This window comes from Arthrobacter sp. UYP6, assembly GCF_040547315.1.
GTDB lineage: Bacteria > Actinomycetota > Actinomycetes > Actinomycetales > Micrococcaceae > Arthrobacter_B.
Genome location: NZ_JBEPPM010000005.1, coordinates 64,761 through 83,001 on the forward strand (window position 1 = coordinate 64,761; position 18,241 = coordinate 83,001).

At 64.4% G+C, this 18,241-nt stretch carries 20 protein-coding genes and 2 tRNA genes; 13 read left to right on the forward strand and 9 right to left on the reverse strand.

The window, feature by feature from the left end:
• Window positions 1-2 precede the first annotated feature (2 nt).
• Window positions 3-479, forward strand: a complete 477-nt coding sequence (locus ABIB35_RS05740; RefSeq protein WP_354179660.1) for an OsmC family protein — start codon at window positions 3-5, stop codon at window positions 477-479.
• 29 nt (window positions 480-508) lie between these two features.
• Here ABIB35_RS05740 and ABIB35_RS05745 read toward each other — a convergent pair whose 3' ends face one another.
• The gene (locus tag ABIB35_RS05745) at window positions 509-1,528 is read right to left on the reverse strand and encodes an NAD-dependent epimerase/dehydratase family protein (protein ID WP_354179662.1); all 1,020 of its coding nucleotides are present in this window, start codon (window positions 1,526-1,528) and stop codon (window positions 509-511) included.
• Between the two features lie 96 nt (window positions 1,529-1,624).
• On the opposite strand from ABIB35_RS05745, the gene ABIB35_RS05750 reads away from it, so the two are divergent.
• Together ABIB35_RS05750 and ABIB35_RS05755 are read left to right on the forward strand one after the other, a co-directional pair.
• The gene (locus tag ABIB35_RS05750; protein ID WP_354179664.1) at window positions 1,625-2,296 is read left to right on the forward strand and encodes a mechanosensitive ion channel family protein; all 672 of its coding nucleotides are present in this window, start codon (window positions 1,625-1,627) and stop codon (window positions 2,294-2,296) included.
• Window positions 2,293-2,736, forward strand: a complete 444-nt coding sequence (locus ABIB35_RS05755; RefSeq protein ID WP_354179666.1) for a globin — start codon at window positions 2,293-2,295, stop codon at window positions 2,734-2,736. The genes ABIB35_RS05750 and ABIB35_RS05755 overlap by 4 nt, the downstream gene beginning before the upstream one ends.
• Before the next feature lie 56 nt (window positions 2,737-2,792).
• Here ABIB35_RS05755 and ABIB35_RS05760 read toward each other — a convergent pair whose 3' ends face one another.
• Together ABIB35_RS05760 and ABIB35_RS05765 are read right to left on the reverse strand one after the other, a co-directional pair.
• Window positions 2,793-3,461 (reverse strand): DUF8185 domain-containing protein, encoded by a 669-nt coding sequence (locus ABIB35_RS05760; protein ID WP_354179668.1) that lies wholly within the window; start codon window positions 3,459-3,461, stop codon window positions 2,793-2,795.
• Window positions 3,458-3,976, reverse strand: coding sequence for an acyl-CoA thioesterase (locus tag ABIB35_RS05765; protein WP_354179670.1), 519 nt, complete (start codon window positions 3,974-3,976; stop codon window positions 3,458-3,460). The genes ABIB35_RS05760 and ABIB35_RS05765 overlap by 4 nt, the downstream gene beginning before the upstream one ends.
• A gap of 143 nt (window positions 3,977-4,119) precedes the next feature.
• On the opposite strand from ABIB35_RS05765, the gene ABIB35_RS05770 reads away from it, so the two are divergent.
• On the forward strand, window positions 4,120-5,004 hold the full coding sequence (locus ABIB35_RS05770) for an acyl-CoA thioesterase (protein WP_354179672.1): 885 nt from the start codon (window positions 4,120-4,122) through the stop codon (window positions 5,002-5,004).
• A 70-nt stretch (window positions 5,005-5,074) separates the two neighbouring features.
• On the opposite strand, the gene ettA is transcribed toward ABIB35_RS05770, so the two are convergent.
• The 4 genes from ettA to ABIB35_RS05790 form a co-directional block, all read right to left on the reverse strand.
• The gene (gene ettA / locus ABIB35_RS05775; RefSeq protein WP_354179674.1) at window positions 5,075-6,757 is read right to left on the reverse strand and encodes an energy-dependent translational throttle protein EttA; all 1,683 of its coding nucleotides are present in this window, start codon (window positions 6,755-6,757) and stop codon (window positions 5,075-5,077) included.
• A 136-nt stretch (window positions 6,758-6,893) separates the two neighbouring features.
• Window positions 6,894-7,373 carry a DUF6993 domain-containing protein gene (locus ABIB35_RS05780; RefSeq protein ID WP_354179675.1) on the reverse strand — a complete coding sequence of 160 codons (480 nt, stop codon included), beginning with the start codon at window positions 7,371-7,373 and terminating at the stop codon, window positions 6,894-6,896.
• A complete protein-coding gene (locus ABIB35_RS05785) occupies window positions 7,370-7,972 on the reverse strand; it encodes a single-stranded DNA-binding protein (RefSeq protein ID WP_354179677.1) in 603 nt (200 codons plus the stop codon). Before ABIB35_RS05785 ends, ABIB35_RS05780 begins: the two co-directional genes overlap by 4 nt.
• A 286-nt stretch (window positions 7,973-8,258) precedes the next feature.
• Window positions 8,259-8,331 (reverse strand) — tRNA-Arg (locus tag ABIB35_RS05790).
• Window positions 8,332-8,524: 193 nt separating this feature from the next.
• Between ABIB35_RS05790 and ABIB35_RS05795 the strand changes: the two genes are divergently transcribed.
• From ABIB35_RS05795 to ABIB35_RS05815, 5 genes are all read left to right on the forward strand, one after another.
• Window positions 8,525-9,343, forward strand: a complete 819-nt coding sequence (locus ABIB35_RS05795) for a DUF4397 domain-containing protein (RefSeq protein WP_354179679.1) — start codon at window positions 8,525-8,527, stop codon at window positions 9,341-9,343.
• 137 nt (window positions 9,344-9,480) lie between these two features.
• Window positions 9,481-10,155, forward strand: coding sequence for a class F sortase (locus ABIB35_RS05800; protein WP_354179680.1), 675 nt, complete (start codon window positions 9,481-9,483; stop codon window positions 10,153-10,155).
• An 80-nt stretch (window positions 10,156-10,235) separates the two neighbouring features.
• Window positions 10,236-10,808 carry an RNA polymerase sigma factor gene (locus tag ABIB35_RS05805; protein WP_354179682.1) on the forward strand — a complete coding sequence of 191 codons (573 nt, stop codon included), beginning with the start codon at window positions 10,236-10,238 and terminating at the stop codon, window positions 10,806-10,808.
• Window positions 10,789-11,577, forward strand: a complete 789-nt coding sequence (locus ABIB35_RS05810) for an anti-sigma factor (protein WP_354179884.1) — start codon at window positions 10,789-10,791, stop codon at window positions 11,575-11,577. Before ABIB35_RS05805 ends, ABIB35_RS05810 begins: the two co-directional genes overlap by 20 nt.
• Before the next feature lie 43 nt (window positions 11,578-11,620).
• Window positions 11,621-12,370 (forward strand): M50 family metallopeptidase, encoded by a 750-nt coding sequence (locus ABIB35_RS05815; RefSeq protein WP_354179683.1) that lies wholly within the window; start codon window positions 11,621-11,623, stop codon window positions 12,368-12,370.
• Between the two features lie 41 nt (window positions 12,371-12,411).
• On the opposite strand, the gene ABIB35_RS05820 is transcribed toward ABIB35_RS05815, so the two are convergent.
• Complete coding sequence (locus ABIB35_RS05820) at window positions 12,412-12,828, reverse strand: DUF3224 domain-containing protein (RefSeq protein WP_354179684.1); 417 nt, start codon at window positions 12,826-12,828, stop codon at window positions 12,412-12,414.
• A 153-nt stretch (window positions 12,829-12,981) separates the two neighbouring features.
• Here ABIB35_RS05820 and ABIB35_RS05825 point away from each other — a divergent pair, with 153 nt between their 5' ends.
• On the forward strand, window positions 12,982-14,217 hold the full coding sequence (locus tag ABIB35_RS05825) for a glycosyltransferase 87 family protein (protein WP_354179686.1): 1,236 nt from the start codon (window positions 12,982-12,984) through the stop codon (window positions 14,215-14,217).
• Here ABIB35_RS05825 and mptB read toward each other — a convergent pair.
• Window positions 14,180-15,718, reverse strand: a complete 1,539-nt coding sequence (mptB, locus tag ABIB35_RS05830) for a polyprenol phosphomannose-dependent alpha 1,6 mannosyltransferase MptB (protein ID WP_354179688.1) — start codon at window positions 15,716-15,718, stop codon at window positions 14,180-14,182. The two genes, ABIB35_RS05825 and mptB, sit on opposite strands and share 38 nt — an antisense overlap.
• Window positions 15,719-16,041: 323 nt before the next feature.
• On the opposite strand from mptB, the gene ABIB35_RS05835 reads away from it, so the two are divergent.
• The 3 genes from ABIB35_RS05835 (at window position 16,042) to ABIB35_RS05845 (ending at window position 18,141) form a co-directional block, all read left to right on the forward strand.
• Complete coding sequence (locus ABIB35_RS05835) at window positions 16,042-17,211, forward strand: hypothetical protein (protein ID WP_354179690.1); 1,170 nt, start codon at window positions 16,042-16,044, stop codon at window positions 17,209-17,211.
• Window positions 17,212-17,320: 109 nt separating this feature from the next.
• Complete coding sequence (gene orn, locus ABIB35_RS05840) at window positions 17,321-17,923, forward strand: oligoribonuclease (RefSeq protein WP_354179691.1); 603 nt, start codon at window positions 17,321-17,323, stop codon at window positions 17,921-17,923.
• Window positions 17,924-18,065: 142 nt separating this feature from the next.
• Window positions 18,066-18,141, forward strand: a tRNA-His gene (locus ABIB35_RS05845).
• Window positions 18,142-18,241 lie beyond the last annotated feature (100 nt).

Here is an 18,241-nt window from a genome sequence, read left to right on the forward strand (position 1 = left end):
CCATGGATCTTTCCGAACACCGGTACGCCGTCTCCCTGGAGTGGACGGGAAACCGGGGCAGCGGCACTGACACTTACCGCAGCTACGGCCGCGACCACATCATCCGGGCCGACGGCCTGCCCGATCTGGCCGGCACCGCCGATCCCACCTTCCGCGGCGACCGGGACCGGTGGAACCCCGAGCAGCTGCTGCTCACCGCTCTCTCCCAGTGCCACATGCTCTCCTACCTGCACGTCGCGGTGAAGCACGGCATTACGGTGGTGGCCTACGCCGACGACGCCGAAGGCACCCTGCACCTAAACCGGGACGGCAGCGGCGAATTTACCGGCGCCCTGCTCCGCCCCCGGGTCACCGTTGCCGCGGGGAACTCCGCCGTTACAGCGGCGGAACTACATGCCGAAGCCAACCGGCTGTGCTTCATCGCCCGCAGCGTGAACTTTCCGGTGCTGCATCAGCCCGAACCCGCCGTCGCGCTCTGACCTGCGGATCCCCGGACTTTACCCATCGCCTACCCGCGCCCCGTGCCTTCGGCTTCATCCAGGGCAGCCAGCAGCGCCGTTTCCCGGGCAGCCGAGAGCCCTGATTTGCGCTCCCGGTGCAGTCCCCTGTCCTCTTCATCGGCGAGGACGTCGCGGACGGTGTGTTCCACAGGCCGCAGGCTCAGCCCGGCCGCCAGTGCAGCCGCGTTCGAGCGGGTGGAGAAGCCCGCATACCCCTGGGGCATCCACAGCGGCAGGGACTCATTCCCTGCCCAGTACGCCACGCCCTGCTCATGCAGCCACTGCGGATCCGCGGTGCGGAAACTCCCGTGATAGCCCGCGGCGGCAGTGGAGAGAGTCAACAGCTCCCCAAAGGGAACCGAGGGACCCATGGTGTTGTAAGTACCGGTCCGGGTATCTTCGGCACCCGTGACCAGCCACAGCGCCAGATCACGTACGTCGATGGTCTGTGTCATGGTCTCGGCCATATCGGGGATCAACACCGGGCTGCGTTCCTGCGCCACCCGTGCCGGCCAGTAGCCAAACCGGTCACTTTCATCTTCGGGGCCGGCGATCAGGCCGGGCCGAGTCACCAGCACGTCTCCCGGACCCAAATCCCATACCAGTTCTTCACAGGCAACCTTGGCCTCACCGTATTCATGGTCCGCAGGGTCTGGGAACACCCCGTCAACCGGCTTCAGAGCCGGAAGAAGTTCAGCATTCTCGTCTTCGCCAGGTGTGTTGTTGGAGGCGTACACCGAGGACGTGGACACCAGTGACCAGTAACTGCTGCGCCCTGCCAGCGCCAGCAGCGCCTCCTGGACCTGCCGCGGTTTGCGGGCGACGTCGATCACTGCGTCCCAGCCGCCGTCGAGCCCTTCATAGGCGACGGCGCCCACCTCCCGATCTGCGGTGACAAAGGCCGCGCCGGTCACGGGCGGCCCGGACTCGCCGCGGGCAAGGCACGTCACATCATGGCCGCGGGCCACCGCCTGCCGGGCAACTTCACGGGACAAAAACCGGGTTCCACCAAGAATGAGAATGCGCATGTTGGGAGCCTATCCCGGTAGCCTTGTCTGTGCCCGCAGCTTGCTTCCCAACACGGCAGCTCGCTCCCCCAAGATGAAAGGGACGGTAACCGTCCGTTGCTGACCGCCGCAGAAATTGATACCTCGTCCCTCACCGTTGCCGACTTCGATTGGTCCGGCCTTATCCAAGCCGGCATGATCATCCTGATCGGTCTGCTGGTTTGGACCGCAGCGAGGTTCCTGATCAACCGCGTTGTCCAACGCGCGCAGAAGGGTTATGCCCTCTTCAGCTCCTCGAAGCTGAAATGGGCCCAGCCGGTGATGCGCACCCTGGACAAGAAGCGCCGCGCCCAGCGTGCGGACACTATCGGAGCGCTGCTGCGCAGCGCGGTAAGCCTGTGTATCTGGACTGTGGTAATCATCATGGTCCTTGGTGCCGTCGGCATCGACGTTGCCCCGCTGATTGCGAGTGTGGGAATTGTTGGCATCACCCTGGGCTTCGGTGCCCGGGAGCTGATCCGCGACGCCCTGGCCGGGTTCTTCATCACCATCGAGGACCAGTACGGCATCGGTGACGTGATTGAGGTGGGAGACACCGTCGGAACGGTGCAGTCGGTGGGTATCCGCATCACCCGGGTTGTCGATGACCGCGGCGTGATCTGGTACATCCGCAACGGCGAGCTGGCCAAGGTGGGCAACCGTTCCCAGGGCGACTACCGCGAGCCGGAACCAGCTGCCGAGGAGCACCAGGGTGCCGCCGCGGCTTCCACCAAGGGAGAGCTCTCATGAGCACACCGTCAGAAAACCGGCCCTCCATGCCGCTGTCCGTCTCACCGGCGTTCACGCAGCCGGCCTACACGGAGAACTTCTACGAGGCCGTGGGCGGGCATGAGACCTTCGTGAAACTGGTGGATGTCTTTTACGCCGGGGTCGCCGAGGACCCGCTGATGCGGCCCATGTACCCCGAGGAGGACCTGACAGCAGCAAAGGAGCGCCTGCAGGGGTTCCTTGAGCAGTACTGGGGTGGTCCGCGGACCTACTCTGAGCAGCGCGGACATCCTCGGCTGCGGATGCGGCACATGCCCTTCGCCGTCACTCCCTCCGCCCGCGATGCCTGGCTGAGGCACATGCGCGACGCCGTGGACTCCCTGGAGCTTTCGCCGCTGCATGAAGCGACGCTCTGGGATTATCTGGAGCGCGCGGCACACTCAATGGTCAATTCCGCCTAGCCCGACGGCGGTTAGCCCTCCGCCGGGCTCAGCCCGGCAGCGTCAGCCCGGCGGTGTCAGCCCAACACTGACGCCGAGCGGATCAGGACGTGGCCGCGAGGCATACTCAAGCGCGTCCACCTGCCGCAGTGGAAAACCGCTGCCTGGCCGTCCGCGCCGGCCGGGAGGAACCCCAGGGTCAGCGCGGCAAATGCCGCTCCCGCAGGAATGGCCGCAGCGACGTCCGGCAGGCGGCGGCCCCACACGGCGCCGCGGGCAGTATTGACCACCGGCGCCCCGGAGCTGGCAGGAACCAGCGCCGCCACCTCCTTGATGCCGCGGTGGGCAGCCTGTTCCAACAACTTGAAGGAAACATCCGCGCCGCGTTCCCATCCGCTGCGTGGTGCGCCCACCCCGGTCCAGCTTTCGGTCACGGTCACGGGCGGCACCGGAAGCACCGTATCCGTCTCCCCCATCCGGGCCAGGCGGTCGGCAACCGAAGCCAGGGAAACTGCTGTATCAACCTGCGCCGGCGCGGCGAGCGGCATGGTCCGCATCCCCAGCACCGTGGGCACGTCCTCGCCCAGAGCGCGCGGCCGCAGGACGCAGACGTAGGCGGCAAGCACGGATCCGACGGCCTGCAGCCGCACGGCGCCGTCATCGGCTGCCCGGGCACGGACCACGAAGGTCCGAAGATCGGCAGTGACCTGCGGATCCGCCAGAATCAATTCGTTCGACGCCGTCATCGGGTTCCCCCGGCGGGAGCGGACACGGCGGAACCGGTTTTGGCGGCTGTGCTTCCACGGAACGGCACGGGCTCCCCGCGCCACCCGTCCAGGATCCGTTGCTGCAGCTCGGTCAACGGCGTCGGCCGGCCGGTCTGCGCGTCGGCCATGACCAGCATGGCCTCGGCATAGGCGTAGACCCTGCCGCCGTCGTCGTCCGCAATCCGGAACCCGTAGGTGAGGCTGGAAGCCCCGATACCGGTCACCCAGATTTCCACCCAGACAGGTTCCTGGCGGTAGACAAGCGGCGCGCGGTATTCAATCTCCTGGCGTGCCACCAGCGTCATGCCGATCCGGGAGGTCACGGACCGGAAGGTCTCGGCCGGATCCTGAGGAGACAGAGAGGCTCCCAGCGGCAGCAGGCTCAGGCGCACCCGCGCCTCTTCCATGAATTGGACAAAGCGCACGTTGTTCACATGCCCGTTGGAGTCCTCGTCGCCGAAGCGCAGCTGGAGGGGAAAGCGGTTGATAGGCATTCACCCATCCTCTCAAACCCTGCGGCCACTCGTGTATTCCGGCTCCGGCTTGGGCGTTACCGGCGGGTACGTCTAATCTCGAAGAGGGCCCTGGCGTTTTCCGGGGCCTTCACCACCCGCATGACCGAGGAGACTAACCGCCCATGGCTGACACCGCCGATCCCACTGCTTCCCTGCTGAACCTGTTGAACCTCAGCCCTGCCGACGGCGCGCAGACTGACGAAGACATCTTTGTGGGCGGATCGCAGCAGGAACCCCGGAAACGGGTCTTCGGCGGGCAGGTCCTGGGACAGTCGCTCGTAGCCGCCGCGCTGACCGTGGAGCCCGGACGCCTGATGCACTCCATGCACGGCTACTTCCTGCGTCCCGGCGACACCGAGATTCCCATCACCTTCGGTGTCCAGCGCCTGCGGGACGGCCGGTCCTTTTCGGCCCGCCGCACGCATGCCTACCAAAACGGTGCACCCATCCTTTCCATGATTTCCTCGTTCCAGGAGCCCGGCGAAGGCCTGGACCACCAGGTGGAAATGCCGGCGGGAATTCCGGAACCGGACTCCCTGCCCACCACTGCGGAACTGCTCAAGGGGATCGACCATCCCGTGGCGAAAGCCTGGTCCCACCAGCGGCCCATGGACATCCGGCATGTGGAAAAGCCCGTGTACTTTGAGGCCGGCCCCGAAAAAGTTGCCCGGAACGCCGTGTGGATGAAGACCTTCGGCCCCATGCCCGATGACCAGAACCTGCATCGGGCAGCCCTGGCGTACGCCAGCGACTACACGCTGCTGGAGTCCGTCCTGCGCCGCCACGGCCTGGCTTGGGCGACGCGCGGCATGTCCGTGGCCAGCCTGGACCATGCCATGTGGTGGCACCGCCCGCTGCGCGTGGACGAATGGCTGCTGTATGTGCAGGAGTCACCCAGTGCCTCCGGCGCCCGGGGCCTGGCCAGCGGGAGGATCTTCAACCGCGCCGGCGAGCTGGTGGCCACCGTGGCCCAGGAAGGCATGCTCCGCATTCCGGAAAAGCCGTAACAACCGCTTCGGCCCACAGAGCAAAAAAAACCCGCCCCGTGCAAAAACGGGGCGGGTTCTTTCGGTTCTCCTAGTCGCGGGTGAGGCGACGGTGGGTTACGCGGTGCGGCTTGGCTGCATCCGGGCCCAGGCGCTCAATCTTGTTCTGCTCGTAGGCCTCGAAGTTACCCTCGAACCAGTACCAGTTCGCCGGGTTCTCCTCAGTGCCTTCATAAGCCAGAATGTGGGTCGAGACGCGGTCCAGGAACCACCGGTCGTGCGATACCACCACAGCGCAGCCGGGGAATTCCAGCAGGGCGTTCTCCAGGCTGGACAGTGTTTCCACATCCAGGTCGTTAGTGGGCTCATCGAGCAGGAGCAGGTTTCCGCCCTGCTTCAGAGTCATCGCCAGATTCAGGCGGTTGCGCTCACCACCGGAAAGCACACCGGCCTTCTTCTGCTGGTCCGGGCCCTTGAAGCCGAATGCGGAGACGTAGGCACGGGACGGCATTTCCACCTGGCCAACCTGAATCCAGTCGTGGCCTTCGGAAACGACCTCCCAGAGGCTCTTCTCCGGATCGATGCCTCCGCGGGACTGATCCACGTAGGAGATCTTGACGGAGTCACCGATCTTCAGCTCACCGCCGTCCAGCTCTTCCAGGCCAACAATGGTCTTGAACAGGGTGGACTTACCCACACCGTTGGGGCCGATGACTCCGACGATGCCGTTGCGCGGCAGTGAAAAGGACAGTCCGTCGATGAGCTGACGGTCACCGAAGCCCTTCTGCAGGTTTTTGGCTTCCAGCACCAGCGAGCCCAGGCGCGGGCCCGGCGGGATTTGGATTTCTTCGAAGTCCAGCTTGCGGGTGCGGTCAGCTTCAGCAGCCATTTCCTCGTAGCGGGCCAGACGGGCCTTGGACTTGGTCTGGCGTCCCTTGGCGTTGGAGCGGACCCAGTCCAGTTCCTCGGTGAGGCGCTTGGCCAGCTTCTGGTCTTTTTTGCCCTGGACTTCCAGGCGGGCACGCTTCTTTTCCAGGTATGTGGAGTAGTTGCCCTCATACGGGTAAAGGTGTCCGCGGTCCACTTCGGCGATCCACTGGGCCACGTGGTCCAGGAAGTACCGGTCGTGGGTTACGGCCAGGACGGCGCCGTGGTAGGCAGAGAGGTGCTGCTCAAGCCAGAGCACGCTCTCGGCGTCCAAGTGGTTGGTGGGCTCATCGAGGAGCAGCAGATCAGGCTTCTGCAGCAGCAGCTTACACAGCGCAACGCGGCGCCGCTCACCGCCGGAAAGCAGAGTGACGTCGGCATCGGCCGGCGGGCACCGCAGGGCATCCATGGCCTGTTCGAGCTGGGAATCAATGTCCCATGCATCGGCAGCATCAATGGCTTCCTGCAGCTTGCCCATTTCGTCCAGCAGGCTGTCGAAGTCCGCATCGGGTTCCGACATCGCCTCGGAAATTTCGTTGAATCGCTGAATCTTGGCATAGATCTCGCCAACGCCCTCCTGGACGTTGCCGAGTACGGTCTTTTCCTCATTCAGCGGTGGTTCCTGGAGCAGGATACCCACGGAGTAGCCGGCGCTCAGCCGGGCCTCCCCGTTGGAAGGGGTGTCGAGTCCGGCCATGATTTTGAGGATGGTGGACTTACCCGCACCGTTGGGACCCACCACGCCGATCTTGGCACCGGGGAAGAAGGACATGCTTACGTCGTCGAGGATAACTTTGTCGCCAACGGCCTTGCGAGCCTTGGTCATCGTGTAGATAAATTCCGCCATACGTTCAAGGCTAGTGGGTCAACGGCGATAAGTGCCATTTGGCCGCCGACCTCGATTCACGCAATGACCTGCAAAAACGGGCCTCGACCTTCCTCCGCGGGCAGGACCGGCTGACTCAGGGAGGGTCCGCGTAAAACTACCGCTGGTCTCCCACGAAGCAGTATCCGCTCGCCAGCACCGGCAGGATGCTGACCGAGACGTTGCCCTCCCGCACTTCTCCGAACAGGCATGAGCCGTCCTCGGTCACCGCTCCGCGAATGGAATCAACGGCCAGGCCGGTGGGCGTAACGTCCAAGGACACTTCCACTGATTCAGCTGCGAAACCTGCTGCGGAAAATGCTTCCAGCATCATGGGCCGATCGGGACTGGGTGTCTTGGCAGCGAGTGCTTCCAAAGCATCCGTCAGGCTCTCCGCGGTCCTGTCCGCTACGGCCGGAAGGATGGTACCTGCCGCCGCCGGCTGCGCGGCGGCTTCGGGCCGGACCTCCGCTGCCGGCCGGGTTCCAGCAGAGGGCGATGCCGGGACGGCGGCAGGAGCGAGCACGCCAACAGAACCGATGATCAGGACGGAAAGGGCAGCTCCGGAGAGCCTGCTGCTGCGGCGAGCGTGAATCATCCGCCCATTCTGCCACGCCCGCGCCCCGTTGCCGCCGGACCTGGCGCCTCCGGCAGCACGAACGGATCATCGGGGCCCTCCCCTTCACCCGCCGCAACGCTGTCACCGGTTTCCCCGGCCCCGGCATCAGTCCCGGCCAGTTCACCGGTTTCCAGATCCAGGTCTGCCGGAAGGTCGTCGGTATCAGCTCCCTCACCCGCGCTCCCGGTTTCCTCACCGTTGCCGGCACCGGCACGGTCTTGGACGTTACGCCGATAATTGGCGGTGCCCCACATGAGGTCGTGTCCGACGCTTTCCGCGTCGATGTCCACGGATGTCCCGCTTCGTCCGTCATCGTTAACCCACTGGCGGACTTTGAGCCGGCCGGTCACGATAACCCGGTCCCCTTTATGAACGCTGAAGACAGCGTTACTGGCCAGCTGGCGGAAGAGGGACACGGAAAACCAATTGGTCTGCCCGTCGACCCAGGTGCCGGTGTCCCGGTCGTAGCGGCGTTCGGTGGTGCACATGCGGAACCCGGCAATGGCCAGTCCGCTCTCTGCGGTGGTGCTTCGCACCTCCGTGGCAACGTATCCCCGGACTGTGATGGTGTCGCTCATGCTGCTTCCTGCCTGTCTGTGGAGGGTTCCGGTTTTTCCCGGCACAGGCAAGTCTGGCTCCGCTCCGCCCAGGGCAGGTGGGGACGGCACCCGTTTGTGGATCATTGGTAGGAATAGTCTGCCTGTGGAGGACTCAGCCGGCCGCTGCTCCAGCAGGGAGACCGGGACAGAGTTCCCGGGGAGAGGAAGAAGCACCAATTAAAAAGGTGATGCCGAAACAGCTGCCGCGGCTCATCGAGGAATACTCGAGTCGTTTCGCGGCGGCCGTATCGGCATCACCTTGTTGTGCCCCCGGCAGGATTCGAACCTGCGACCAAGAGATTAGAAGGCTCCTGCTCTATCCCCTGAGCTACGGAGGCAACCAGTCGATAATACTACGCAGCTGCCCGGGTTCATGGACGTGGTTGCCGGCGGCCTGGACCGCTGGGTGCGGACCGCCCAAAAAAAGATTCTTCCAAACTGCATCCAAACCCGACCCCACGCAGGTAAAGGAGGTGTAAGCAACACAACATCTTCGCTGGCCGGCGGAGAAGCGACCATCAAGGAGACATCATGCGTAAGACCGTCACCGCCCTCGCAGCAGCAGCAGGTTTGACTGCTGCAGTGGGTTTCATGACCCCTGCCGCAGCTGCGGACACCGCCCAGCTTTCCGTCCTGCACGCGGTACCCGACACCACCGTTGACGTGTATGTCAACGGTGCGCTGACCTTGGATGATTTCACCCCCGGGACACTCGCCGGACCTCTGGATCTGCCCGCGGGCAGCTACGAGTTGGCCATCACGGCTCCGGACGCCGCGGACGCATCAGCTCCAATCATCGGACCGGTCACGGTAGACCTGGCCGCGGGCGGAAATTACACGGCCGTCGCCAACCTCGACGCCGCCGGCGCACCCACAGCAAACTTCTACACCAATGACCTCTCCATGGTGGCCCCCGGCAAGTCGCACCTCACCGTGCGGCACACGGCCGCTGCGCCCGCCGTCGACGTCCTGGCCGGCGGTACTCCGATCATCAGCGGACTGGAGAACCCGGGTGAGGAAACACTGGCAGTGGACGCCGGAACAGTCTCCGCTTCGGTTGCAGCGGCGGGAACCACCGATCCCGTCATTGGCCCGGCCGATCTGACGCTGCCCGAAGGCACCCACACCTTTGTTTACGCGTGGGGTTCGCTGGCCGACGGTAACCTCGCTCTCGCCACACAGACGATTGAGGGCATGGAGTCTGCACCGAATGCCGTCCCCGGGGCCCTTGAGTCCGCGCAGGACGGCAGCGGAGCCGCACTGGCCGCCGGTGCCGGCGTCGCAGTGATGCTTCTGGTTGGCGCGGCTGTAGTGACGCGCCGCAGCAAGGCTGCATCAGCCCGGAGCTAACCCACAGGTCCCCCGCCCAGCGCAGCCCCCCAACTCGTCGCTGGGCGGGGTCATCAAGAAACAGTGGCAGGCGGCCGGAGTTCTTCTCCGGCCGTCTGTCCGTCCCTCCCCTGACCATGGATTGGAAGACCAACAACATGGCGCATTCCGCTTTTAGCCGCCGGTTCTGGGCCGGAGCAGCCCTGGTAGCCACTCTCTCCGCCGGCGCAACAGCGTGCGGAGAGAACCCTGCTGCTTCATCGCCCGGCCCTCCACCCGCAGCGGCTATGCAAACCTCCCCTATTCCTGCGCCGACGCCGCCCGTTGCCACAGCCCAGCCTTCAACCATCGCGATCCGCCCCGCAGTACCCGAACCCGCGGTCAGCATCCCGCAGCCGGTTCGGGTCCAGGTGGACGGGACCGGCATCGATCTTGAAGTCATCCCGGTGGGTGTGGAGGACAACGGGGCCATGACGTTGCCGAACAACCACTATCAGGCCGGCTGGTACCAGTACGGTCCGGCGCCGGGGGCCACGCAAGGCTCCAGCGTGCTGGCTGCCCATGTGGACTCCCGCACCGAGCAGCTGCCGATCGCCGGGCTGAAGAACGTACCGGCGGGCACCATCATCAGTGTGACCAGGGAGGACGGTTCCATTCAGCGGTACGCAACCGAGGCAGTGGAGAATATCGCGAAGCGAAGCCTGGACGGCCACCGGTTCTTTGACCGCACCGGAGAACCGCGGCTGAAACTGGTGACCTGCGGCGGCAAGTGGCTTGAGGCCCAGGACGACTACGAAGATAACGTGGTCCTGACAGCGGCACCGGTATCATAGGGAAAACTGCCGACCCGTTGGGCGGGCCGGCAGGCCGCGCCGCGCCGGAGCGGCTTTCCGAGATCAGGAGTCCGCACCCGATGCCAGCCGGTTCCCTGGAGCAGGACACAGGCCTAGACCACGACTTTGCCTCCGGCAGCCAACCTGCCCTTGCCGAAGCGTACCGCCGGTTTGCACCCCTGATTCGTTCACTGGCGCTGCGGCGTCTCACCGACACGGCGGCCGCCGACGACGTTGTTCAGGAGGTCTTCATCCGGGCCTGGAAGTATCGGAGCAGTTATGCGCCGGAGCGGTCCAGCCTCCTGGCCTGGCTGATCGGCATTACCCGCAACGTGGCGGTGGGCATTGGCACCTCACGGACCCGCGAGGAGAGCGTTTGGGAACGTGCCGCTTCGCAGCAGCGCCAGGACGCCGACGACGGAACCGGCAACCCCGACCGCGTCGCGGACAAGATGGTCATCGACGCGGAACTTGACCGGCTGGGAGAACCACAGGGATCAATCCTTCGGCTGGCCTTCCACGAAGACATGACACACCAGCAAATCGCCGACCGGCTCCAAATGCCGTTGGGAACCGTTAAGAGCCATATACGCCGAAGCCTCGTCCATCTGAGGCAACGATTGGAGGTAAGTGATGCAGCACCTGCACGATGACGCGCTCACTCTCCTGGCGTTGGGCGAAGAAGCCACAGCCGAGGAACTGGCCCACCTTGATTCCTGCCTGCGGTGCCGGGCGGATCTGGGTTCCTTCCAGCGGGTTGTGGCAGCTGCCCGGCTAGCGGGCGATTCAGCCGACGACGTCGGTTTTGAGTCCGCCGCCGGCCTTTCGGACCGCAGCGAACCATACGGGCTCACCCCGCAGGCACCGGATTCCTCGGTGTGGGAGAGCATTCACCGCGAGCTGAAACTCGATGAGGGCCTACGGCCGGACCCGCTGTCCGCGCACGAACCGTCTGCCGCCCCTGTGGCATCATTCTCTGCCGCCCGGCGGCGCCGGCGCATCGGGGCCTGGCTGGCAGCCGCCGCAGCCGCCTCCGTGGTTGTTGCGGCAGGCACCTGGGGGGCACTCAGGGACGTAGCAGTTCCCGGTCCCGACGTCATTGCCTCTGTGGAGCTTTCCCCGCTGGCCGCCTACACCGATACCGGCAGCGCCGTTGTGGACCAGCTTCCGGACGGCCAGCGCGAACTTGTGGTCACGTCCAGCAGCGCTGCAGCCCAGGGCTACCGGGAGGTCTGGCTGCTGGCCCCGGATGCAACATCCATGGTCAGCCTCGGCACCATGGACGGCACCGAAGGGCATTTTGTACTGCCCGATGACTTGGACCTGAGCTTGTATCCGGTGGTGGACATCTCTGATGAGCCCTACGACGGCGACCCCGCCCACTCCGGGGATTCGATCCTGCGCGGACAACTGGATCTTTAGTGGCACACAGGTTTTTCGATGATGCAGGGGCTGGAATTTCTTAGTGGATGCAGGGACTGTTGGCGTTTTTATCCGTGAGTGGTTTTCGAAGGTGGCGGACGGCTTTATCCGCTCAGCACCGTTGGAGGTGGCCTGGCCGGTCCTGCTGCTGATCACGGCTGCTGCGGCTCTGCTCACCGTTCCCCGGCCCATTTGGCGCTGGTTCGGCCTCTTTGTCACGTTCGTCCACGAACTCGGGCATGCCTTTGCCGCGCTGATGACCGGACAGGTCGTCAAGGGAATCGAGCTCCGCTTCGACCATTCGGGCCAGATGCGCAGCATGGGCCGCAGCCGCTTTGCAGCGGCCTGGACCGGGTTCTGGGGTTATCCCGTGCCGGCTGTTGTGGGCGCATTCCTGATCTGGGCCGCCTTTAATGGTTGGGCCGGTTTTGCCCTGTCTTCCGGTGCGCTGATCCTGCTGGCGGCACTGTTGTTTATCCGTAACGCCCAGGGGCTGGTCATTGCGCTTGGTTGTGCGGGTGTTTCGGTCCTGCTGGTCTGGTTTGCGTCACCCTTTGCCGTCTCCTGCATCACCCTGGGTGTTGGCATCGCCTTGCTGGCGGGTGCTGTCCGGGACTGGCTGAACGTTCTCAGCGTCCACACCCGGCGACGCCGCTCCCTACAGAGCTCGGACGCCTTCATCCTCTACCAGCGGACCGGCCTGCCTTCGGCGATCTGGCTGACCGGCTTCGCAGCGGTCATCGCCGCTTCGTTTACGGCCGCCCTGTGGTGGGCCTGGCCGGCAGCCGGCTGATCCGCAGCCAGCTGATCCGCAGCCGATGGTCCGCAGGTGGGCTAGACGTCTTCGGGCAGCGTGACCCTTAGCTCCAGCCGGTGCTGCCCGTCTGGCTCCTGAGTGAAGATGGCTTTGCCGGCAATGCCGGCCAATCCGTCGGTCCCCGAACCGGGAATGATGTGGCCGGAACTGGCGGTGGCAGTTCCCTCGGCTACGCCCCAATGCTGGATGACCATGGTGCCCTGCCGCCCGGCGATCGATCCCGCAAAGACTTCGGAGCACACGTAGCCTGCGCCAACTGCGTTACCGGCCATGATCAGGTCTGCGACACTCGTGCCGACAATGTCCCCTTCAAAGATCTTCACCGCGCGGACTGTGGAGAGTTCGCTGTTGGTTCCTTCCACCTGATAGGGCGTCGGTTCCCATTGCGAGACATCAAAATCTGCAGTGATTACGTGTTCAGTTGCGTCGGTCATATCTTCAGTATCCCGTGTCCAGCGGCGGATTGCATGCCGCAGGACGGGCCCCGGTACCCTTATCGCTGTGCCTGAACGGGGCACTGCACCTGCATTACCTAAGGAGAACCACCCGGAATGTCGCAGAATCACCCCCCTCTGCAGGAGCGCTTTATGCGCCGGAAATCGTTATGGATTTGCTTCACTCTGGTCCATCTGGTGTTTTTCGCGGCATTGTCCTCGCTGATTTCCTCCGGCGGGGTCCTCAGCGACATCAACCTCTACCGGCTGTGGGCATTCGAGGGCATTAACGACGGCGTCTGGCAGGGCATCAGCGCGGATTGGGTCTATCCGATCGGGGCTCTTTTGCCGATGCTCCTCTCCGCTGTCCTTGGCTGGGGTGCGTATCAGCTGGTGTGGTTCGGAATCTTTACGGCATTGAACGCTGCCGCGGTGGCTGTCATCAGCAAACCGGGGACCCCCTCCCGGTACGCTGCCTCCTACTGGTGGCTGGTGGTCACGGGTCTGTTGGGCCCGGTGGCAGTGGGGCGGGTGGACGGCCTTACTGCTCCGCTGGTGATCATGGGCCTGCTGCTGCTGGCCAAACGCCCGGTCATTGCGTCAGCTCTGCTGGCCGTCGCCACCTGGATGAAGGTGTGGCCAGCCGCTGTGATCATTGCGGTCCTGGTTGCTTCGCGCCGCCGTCTGACCGTGGTCCTGACCGGAGTCGCGGTGTCCGCCGTGATGGCCGGAATCGTCGTTGCCGGCGGCGGCGTGCGCCACCTGCTGTCCTTCATCGGCGCCCAGGGCGCACGCGGTATGCAGATGGAAGCCCCGTTCACCACTCCGGGCCTGTGGCAGGCCATCCTCGGCGGCGGCTCCGGCGCCTACATTTACGAGGACAAGCTCATCAACACCCGTGAAGTCCGCGGCGCCCTGGGCGAGCCGGTGGCCGCACTGATGACGCCGCTGCTCGCAGTGGCGGCCCTCGCCGTCGTCGTCCTGCTGATCTGGGCGCTGCGCCGTGGCGCGGATGCCAGCCAGCTGCTCATCGCCGGATCGCTGGCACTGGTGGCCGCGTTCATCGTGTTCAACAAGGTGGGCTCACCCCAGTTCATGCTGTGGCTTGGCGCGGTGGTTGCCGTTGGTATCGCCTGGGAAGGCCGCAGCTGGCGGGTGCCGGCGATCCTCATGCTGGCAATAGCGCCCCTGACCACACTGGTGTACCCGATCTTCTACGCCGCGCTCTACAACGACCTGAACGTACTGGTCGCCCTGCTGTTGACCGCCCGCAACGTCCTGCTGATGGTGCTCTTCGGCTGGTCCCTGGTACGGATTGTCCGGCTGACGAAGGCCGGCGGCAGTGCCGGACTCAGCGCATCCGAAGTTCGCCCGGAACCGGCTCCGTAAGCTTTTTCCTGAACAGGGATTTTGTCTTGGGATCCAGGAAGATCAGGTAGAGCGCGAAGCCCAGCGCCGTCACGGCAGCAATCTGCCGGGCGGCGGTGAGGCTGAAGTCGAAGTAGGGCCAAATGTCCAGCTGGTCGCTGATCGCGTAGACCATGAAGAAGGACACCACCAGGTACAGCGTTTTGACCTGCCAGTCGTTGCGGATGCCGGTGACGGCAAACAGCGGGATCAGCCACACCACGTACCAGGACTGGATCATGGGAGCGAGCATCACGATGGCGGCAAACGCCAAGGCGAGGCGGCGCACCAGCCGGCTGTACTCGCCCACGAACATCTGCCAGAACACGATGATCAGGGACGCCACCCGGCCAACCGTGTGGACAATGTCCGCGAAGGTCCAGCCCGGAAGGCCCAGGGCGTTGCCCAGGGTGGCAACGAGCATGCCCAGGAAACCGACCGGTGCATACCAAATCCAGACGCTGCCCGGTGTGCTCAGCGCGCCGACCCAGCCGAAGCCCAGGCCGTTGAAGATGCCCAGGATCCACAGCAGTCCCAATGAAATCCCGGCGGTCAAGAACCAGTAGAGGAACTTGCGTGGCCAGGACGCGCCCTTGCCCGCCCAGAGCAGGCCCACGAAGGGCAGCAGGATCAGAGTGATGGGCTTGATCCCCACCGACAGCGTGATCAGCAGAATGCCGGGAATCGCACGTTTGGTGGCGGCCAGATACAGCCCGGCCAGGGCCAGCCCGATCATCAGGGCGTCGTTGTGGACGCTGGCAATGAAAGTGGTCAGGAACAGCGGATTTGCCGCGGTCAGCCAGAGCGCACGGTTGGGGTTGATGTTGTGCAGTTCGGCAAGTTTGGGCACGTAGTACACGCACAGTGCCACGCCGATAAGCGAGATAAGCCTGAACATCAGAATGGAATACTCCGGCTGGCCGCCGGTCACCCGCACTACAAGTTCTTCAAGCCACAAAAAGACGGGACCGTACGGGGTTGGGCTCTGCGCCCACAGATCGTCGGCCCCGATCTGTACGTAATTGGAGATCTGCGAATAGCCGTCCTTGTAGGGATTCAGCCCGCTGACCATCACCAAACCCTGAGTGATGTAGGCGAACACATCGCGACTGAAGAGCGGCAGCGCCACACACATTGGTGCTGCCCAGGCGATGATGGCCTTCAGAACCACGGGACGGCTCTCCGGCCCCCACGACGTGATGCGCTGCCCCAGCCGCAGCCATGAGCGGACCAGGAGCATCCCGCCTATGGCCAGCATAAAGACGGCGAGTACGGAGCCCTCCGGCTCGAAGCGGAGCCACATGATCACCGGGTTGCGGCGCAGGTCGTATGAGGCCAGGGACAGCCACCCGACGCCAAGCGAACCGGCAAGCATCAGCAGGGAACCGATAAGGCCCTGGATGATCGCGACATTGGGGTTTTGAGCTTTCGCTATCTCCGGGCCCGGAGACGAAGGCTCGGTCGCGGGGACCTGGGCGGTCATCTACGTGGTTCCAATCTTTGGTTCGTACAGTTGCCCAACGGCGCGGCGGCGCAGGCCCGGGATCACGGCGAAACCTGATCTCCTGGGCAGCACTCACCGGCAGCAAAAAGATGCGCCCGGCAGCGCCGCACTGCGGGCACCGAACGTACCGCGGCGAGGACCGTCAGTAGCCAAGATATTAGCACCGCCGGGTACACAAAGGCGTGATGCGCGGACGCGCCGAACCGTGAGCACAGGGATGAGCATTGCGTCACATAGACTGAAAACCGTTGAAGCATCAAGGCACAGCGGTTTAAGGCACGGCGGATTAAGGCAAGGCGGTAATGGCTGTGGGGCGCCACCGGGCAGACAATGAAGACAAGCAGGTTGCGGGCAGACAGGAACCCGCGTCGGCAGCGCTGGTGCCGCCGACCGTGCCAGCAGGCAATGATGCGGGACTGCGCCCCCGCGGGCCCTCCAGGCGGGCACAGCGGACGGCTCACCACGGCCCGGGCACCGAGTCTTTGGGTGCCGAGTCTGTGGGTGCAGGCACTGCGCCTGCCGGTGCTGATGCCGCGAAGCTGGATCCGATTCTTCCTGCCATTCATCCCACTCCTCGAAAAAACCACGATCTGCTCTTCTGGGGCATCTTCCTGGCTGCCACCGCGGCCGGTGCCATGACGTGGGCACGCGTTGAGTGGCCCGTCACGGCGGCTTCCTCCTTTTTGCTCCTGCTCGCCTTCACCGCAGTCTGGAAGTTCTCAGCTGCCTCCGTGACCATGCCTGCAGGAGCTGTTCAGACAGCTCCGGCAAAAGAACGCCGGTCCGGCCGCACACCGCAGGCTGAGGCTGAGGCGGCGGTGGGGACATCCGACGCTGAGGCGGCGATGCAGGACCTGATTGCCGCGATGTCAGCCGACGCTCCTCCCCCGACCGCAGCAAAAGCACCGATCACCCGCAAGCAAATGCGGGCGGCGGATCCCAGCACGGGGGTTATGCCCGTGGTTTCGGTCTTCTCCCGTAAACCGACCGCAGGTTCGCTCCGTTCGAGTGGCCGCACCGCGCCGCCGTCGTCTTCAGCCGACCCGGCAGTGCCGCTGGCCCCCGCCGGTCGGGTTGCAAAAGGAATCGACACCGGACCGGGAAAACCCGGCAGCCGGAAAGCACGGCGCCGGGCCGAGGCAGATGCACTGCCGCGTCCCGTGTCCAAAACAAAGCCCGCAGATGCGCCGGCCCAAAAGCCCGTCATTGCGACCTCCCCCGGTGTCAGTACTACAGCTCCCAATACCTCGGCTCCCGGCACATCGACTCCCAGTACCTCGAAACCCAGTGCCTCGGCCGCCGCAGAGACTGCCTCATCAGAGACTGCCGATAGCCGATGGACGCGAACCTTTGGTCCGCCCGAGACCGGCCAGCTGCCGGTTCAGCAGTACCAAGCAGCAGCCGAAGCCGCAGCGGTCCCTGAAGATGACGAGTCAACGGAACGCCGGCAGCGCAGCCATTCCAGCCATTGACCTGCTCCGGCTGCCTGACGCCACGCTCGGCCAGGCCTGCCGCGGCCGCTTGAGCCGCTCGGCAACATGAGCCGCGCGGTATTCATTGGCCGCGCGGTACATTGGTGCTGTGCCAATAACTAATGAACGCATTGTGTGGATCGACTGTGAAATGACCGGTCTGGACATCAAGAACGACGCCCTCATTGAAGTGGCGGTTCTGGTGACCGACTCCGAGTTGAACATCTTGGGAGACGGGGTGGACGTGGTCATCCGGCCCGACGACGCCGCCCTGGCCCAGATGGGCGATTTTGTCCGGAACATGCACACCACCTCCAAGCTCCTGGATGAACTGCCCAACGGAATGACCATGGCCGAGGCCGAGGCCCAGGTCATCGACTACATCACCAAATGGGTGCCGGAGCCGAAGAAGGCTCAGCTGGCCGGAAACTCGGTGGGCACCGACAAGATGTTCCTGGCCCGGGACATGCCCGAGGTCATTGACTACCTGCACTACCGGATCATCGACGTCTCCACCATCAAGGAGCTCGCCCGCCGCTGGTACCCGCGCGCCTATTTCCAGGCTCCGGCTAAGACCGGCAACCACCGGGCACTGGGCGACATCGTGGACTCCATCAACGAGCTGCGGTACTACCGTGAGGCCATCTTTGTGCCTGCACCGGGTCCCGATTCGGCCACGGCCAAGAAGATCGCGGAAGGCTTCAAGAGTTAGCTCGGTCACATTTGGGACACTTGGGCACCAGTTGGTCAGGACCACCCCAAAAACCGTGTAAGCTTGATTCCGCTGCCTCAGATAAATGAGTTCGCAAAGACCACTCGCCTGGACTTTGCAAATATGTTATCCGAGGCACATGGTGGGTATAGCTCAGTTGGCAGAGCGCCTGGTTGTGGTCCAGGAGGTCGCGGGTTCAACCCCCGTTACTCACCCCAATGAAGCTGGCAGGTCCAGTTTCGCAAAGGCCGTCCCGGTTCATCGGGGCGGCCTTTCTTGTGTTTGACTTATGAGAGCCGGCCCGCGCCGCGGCTGGAA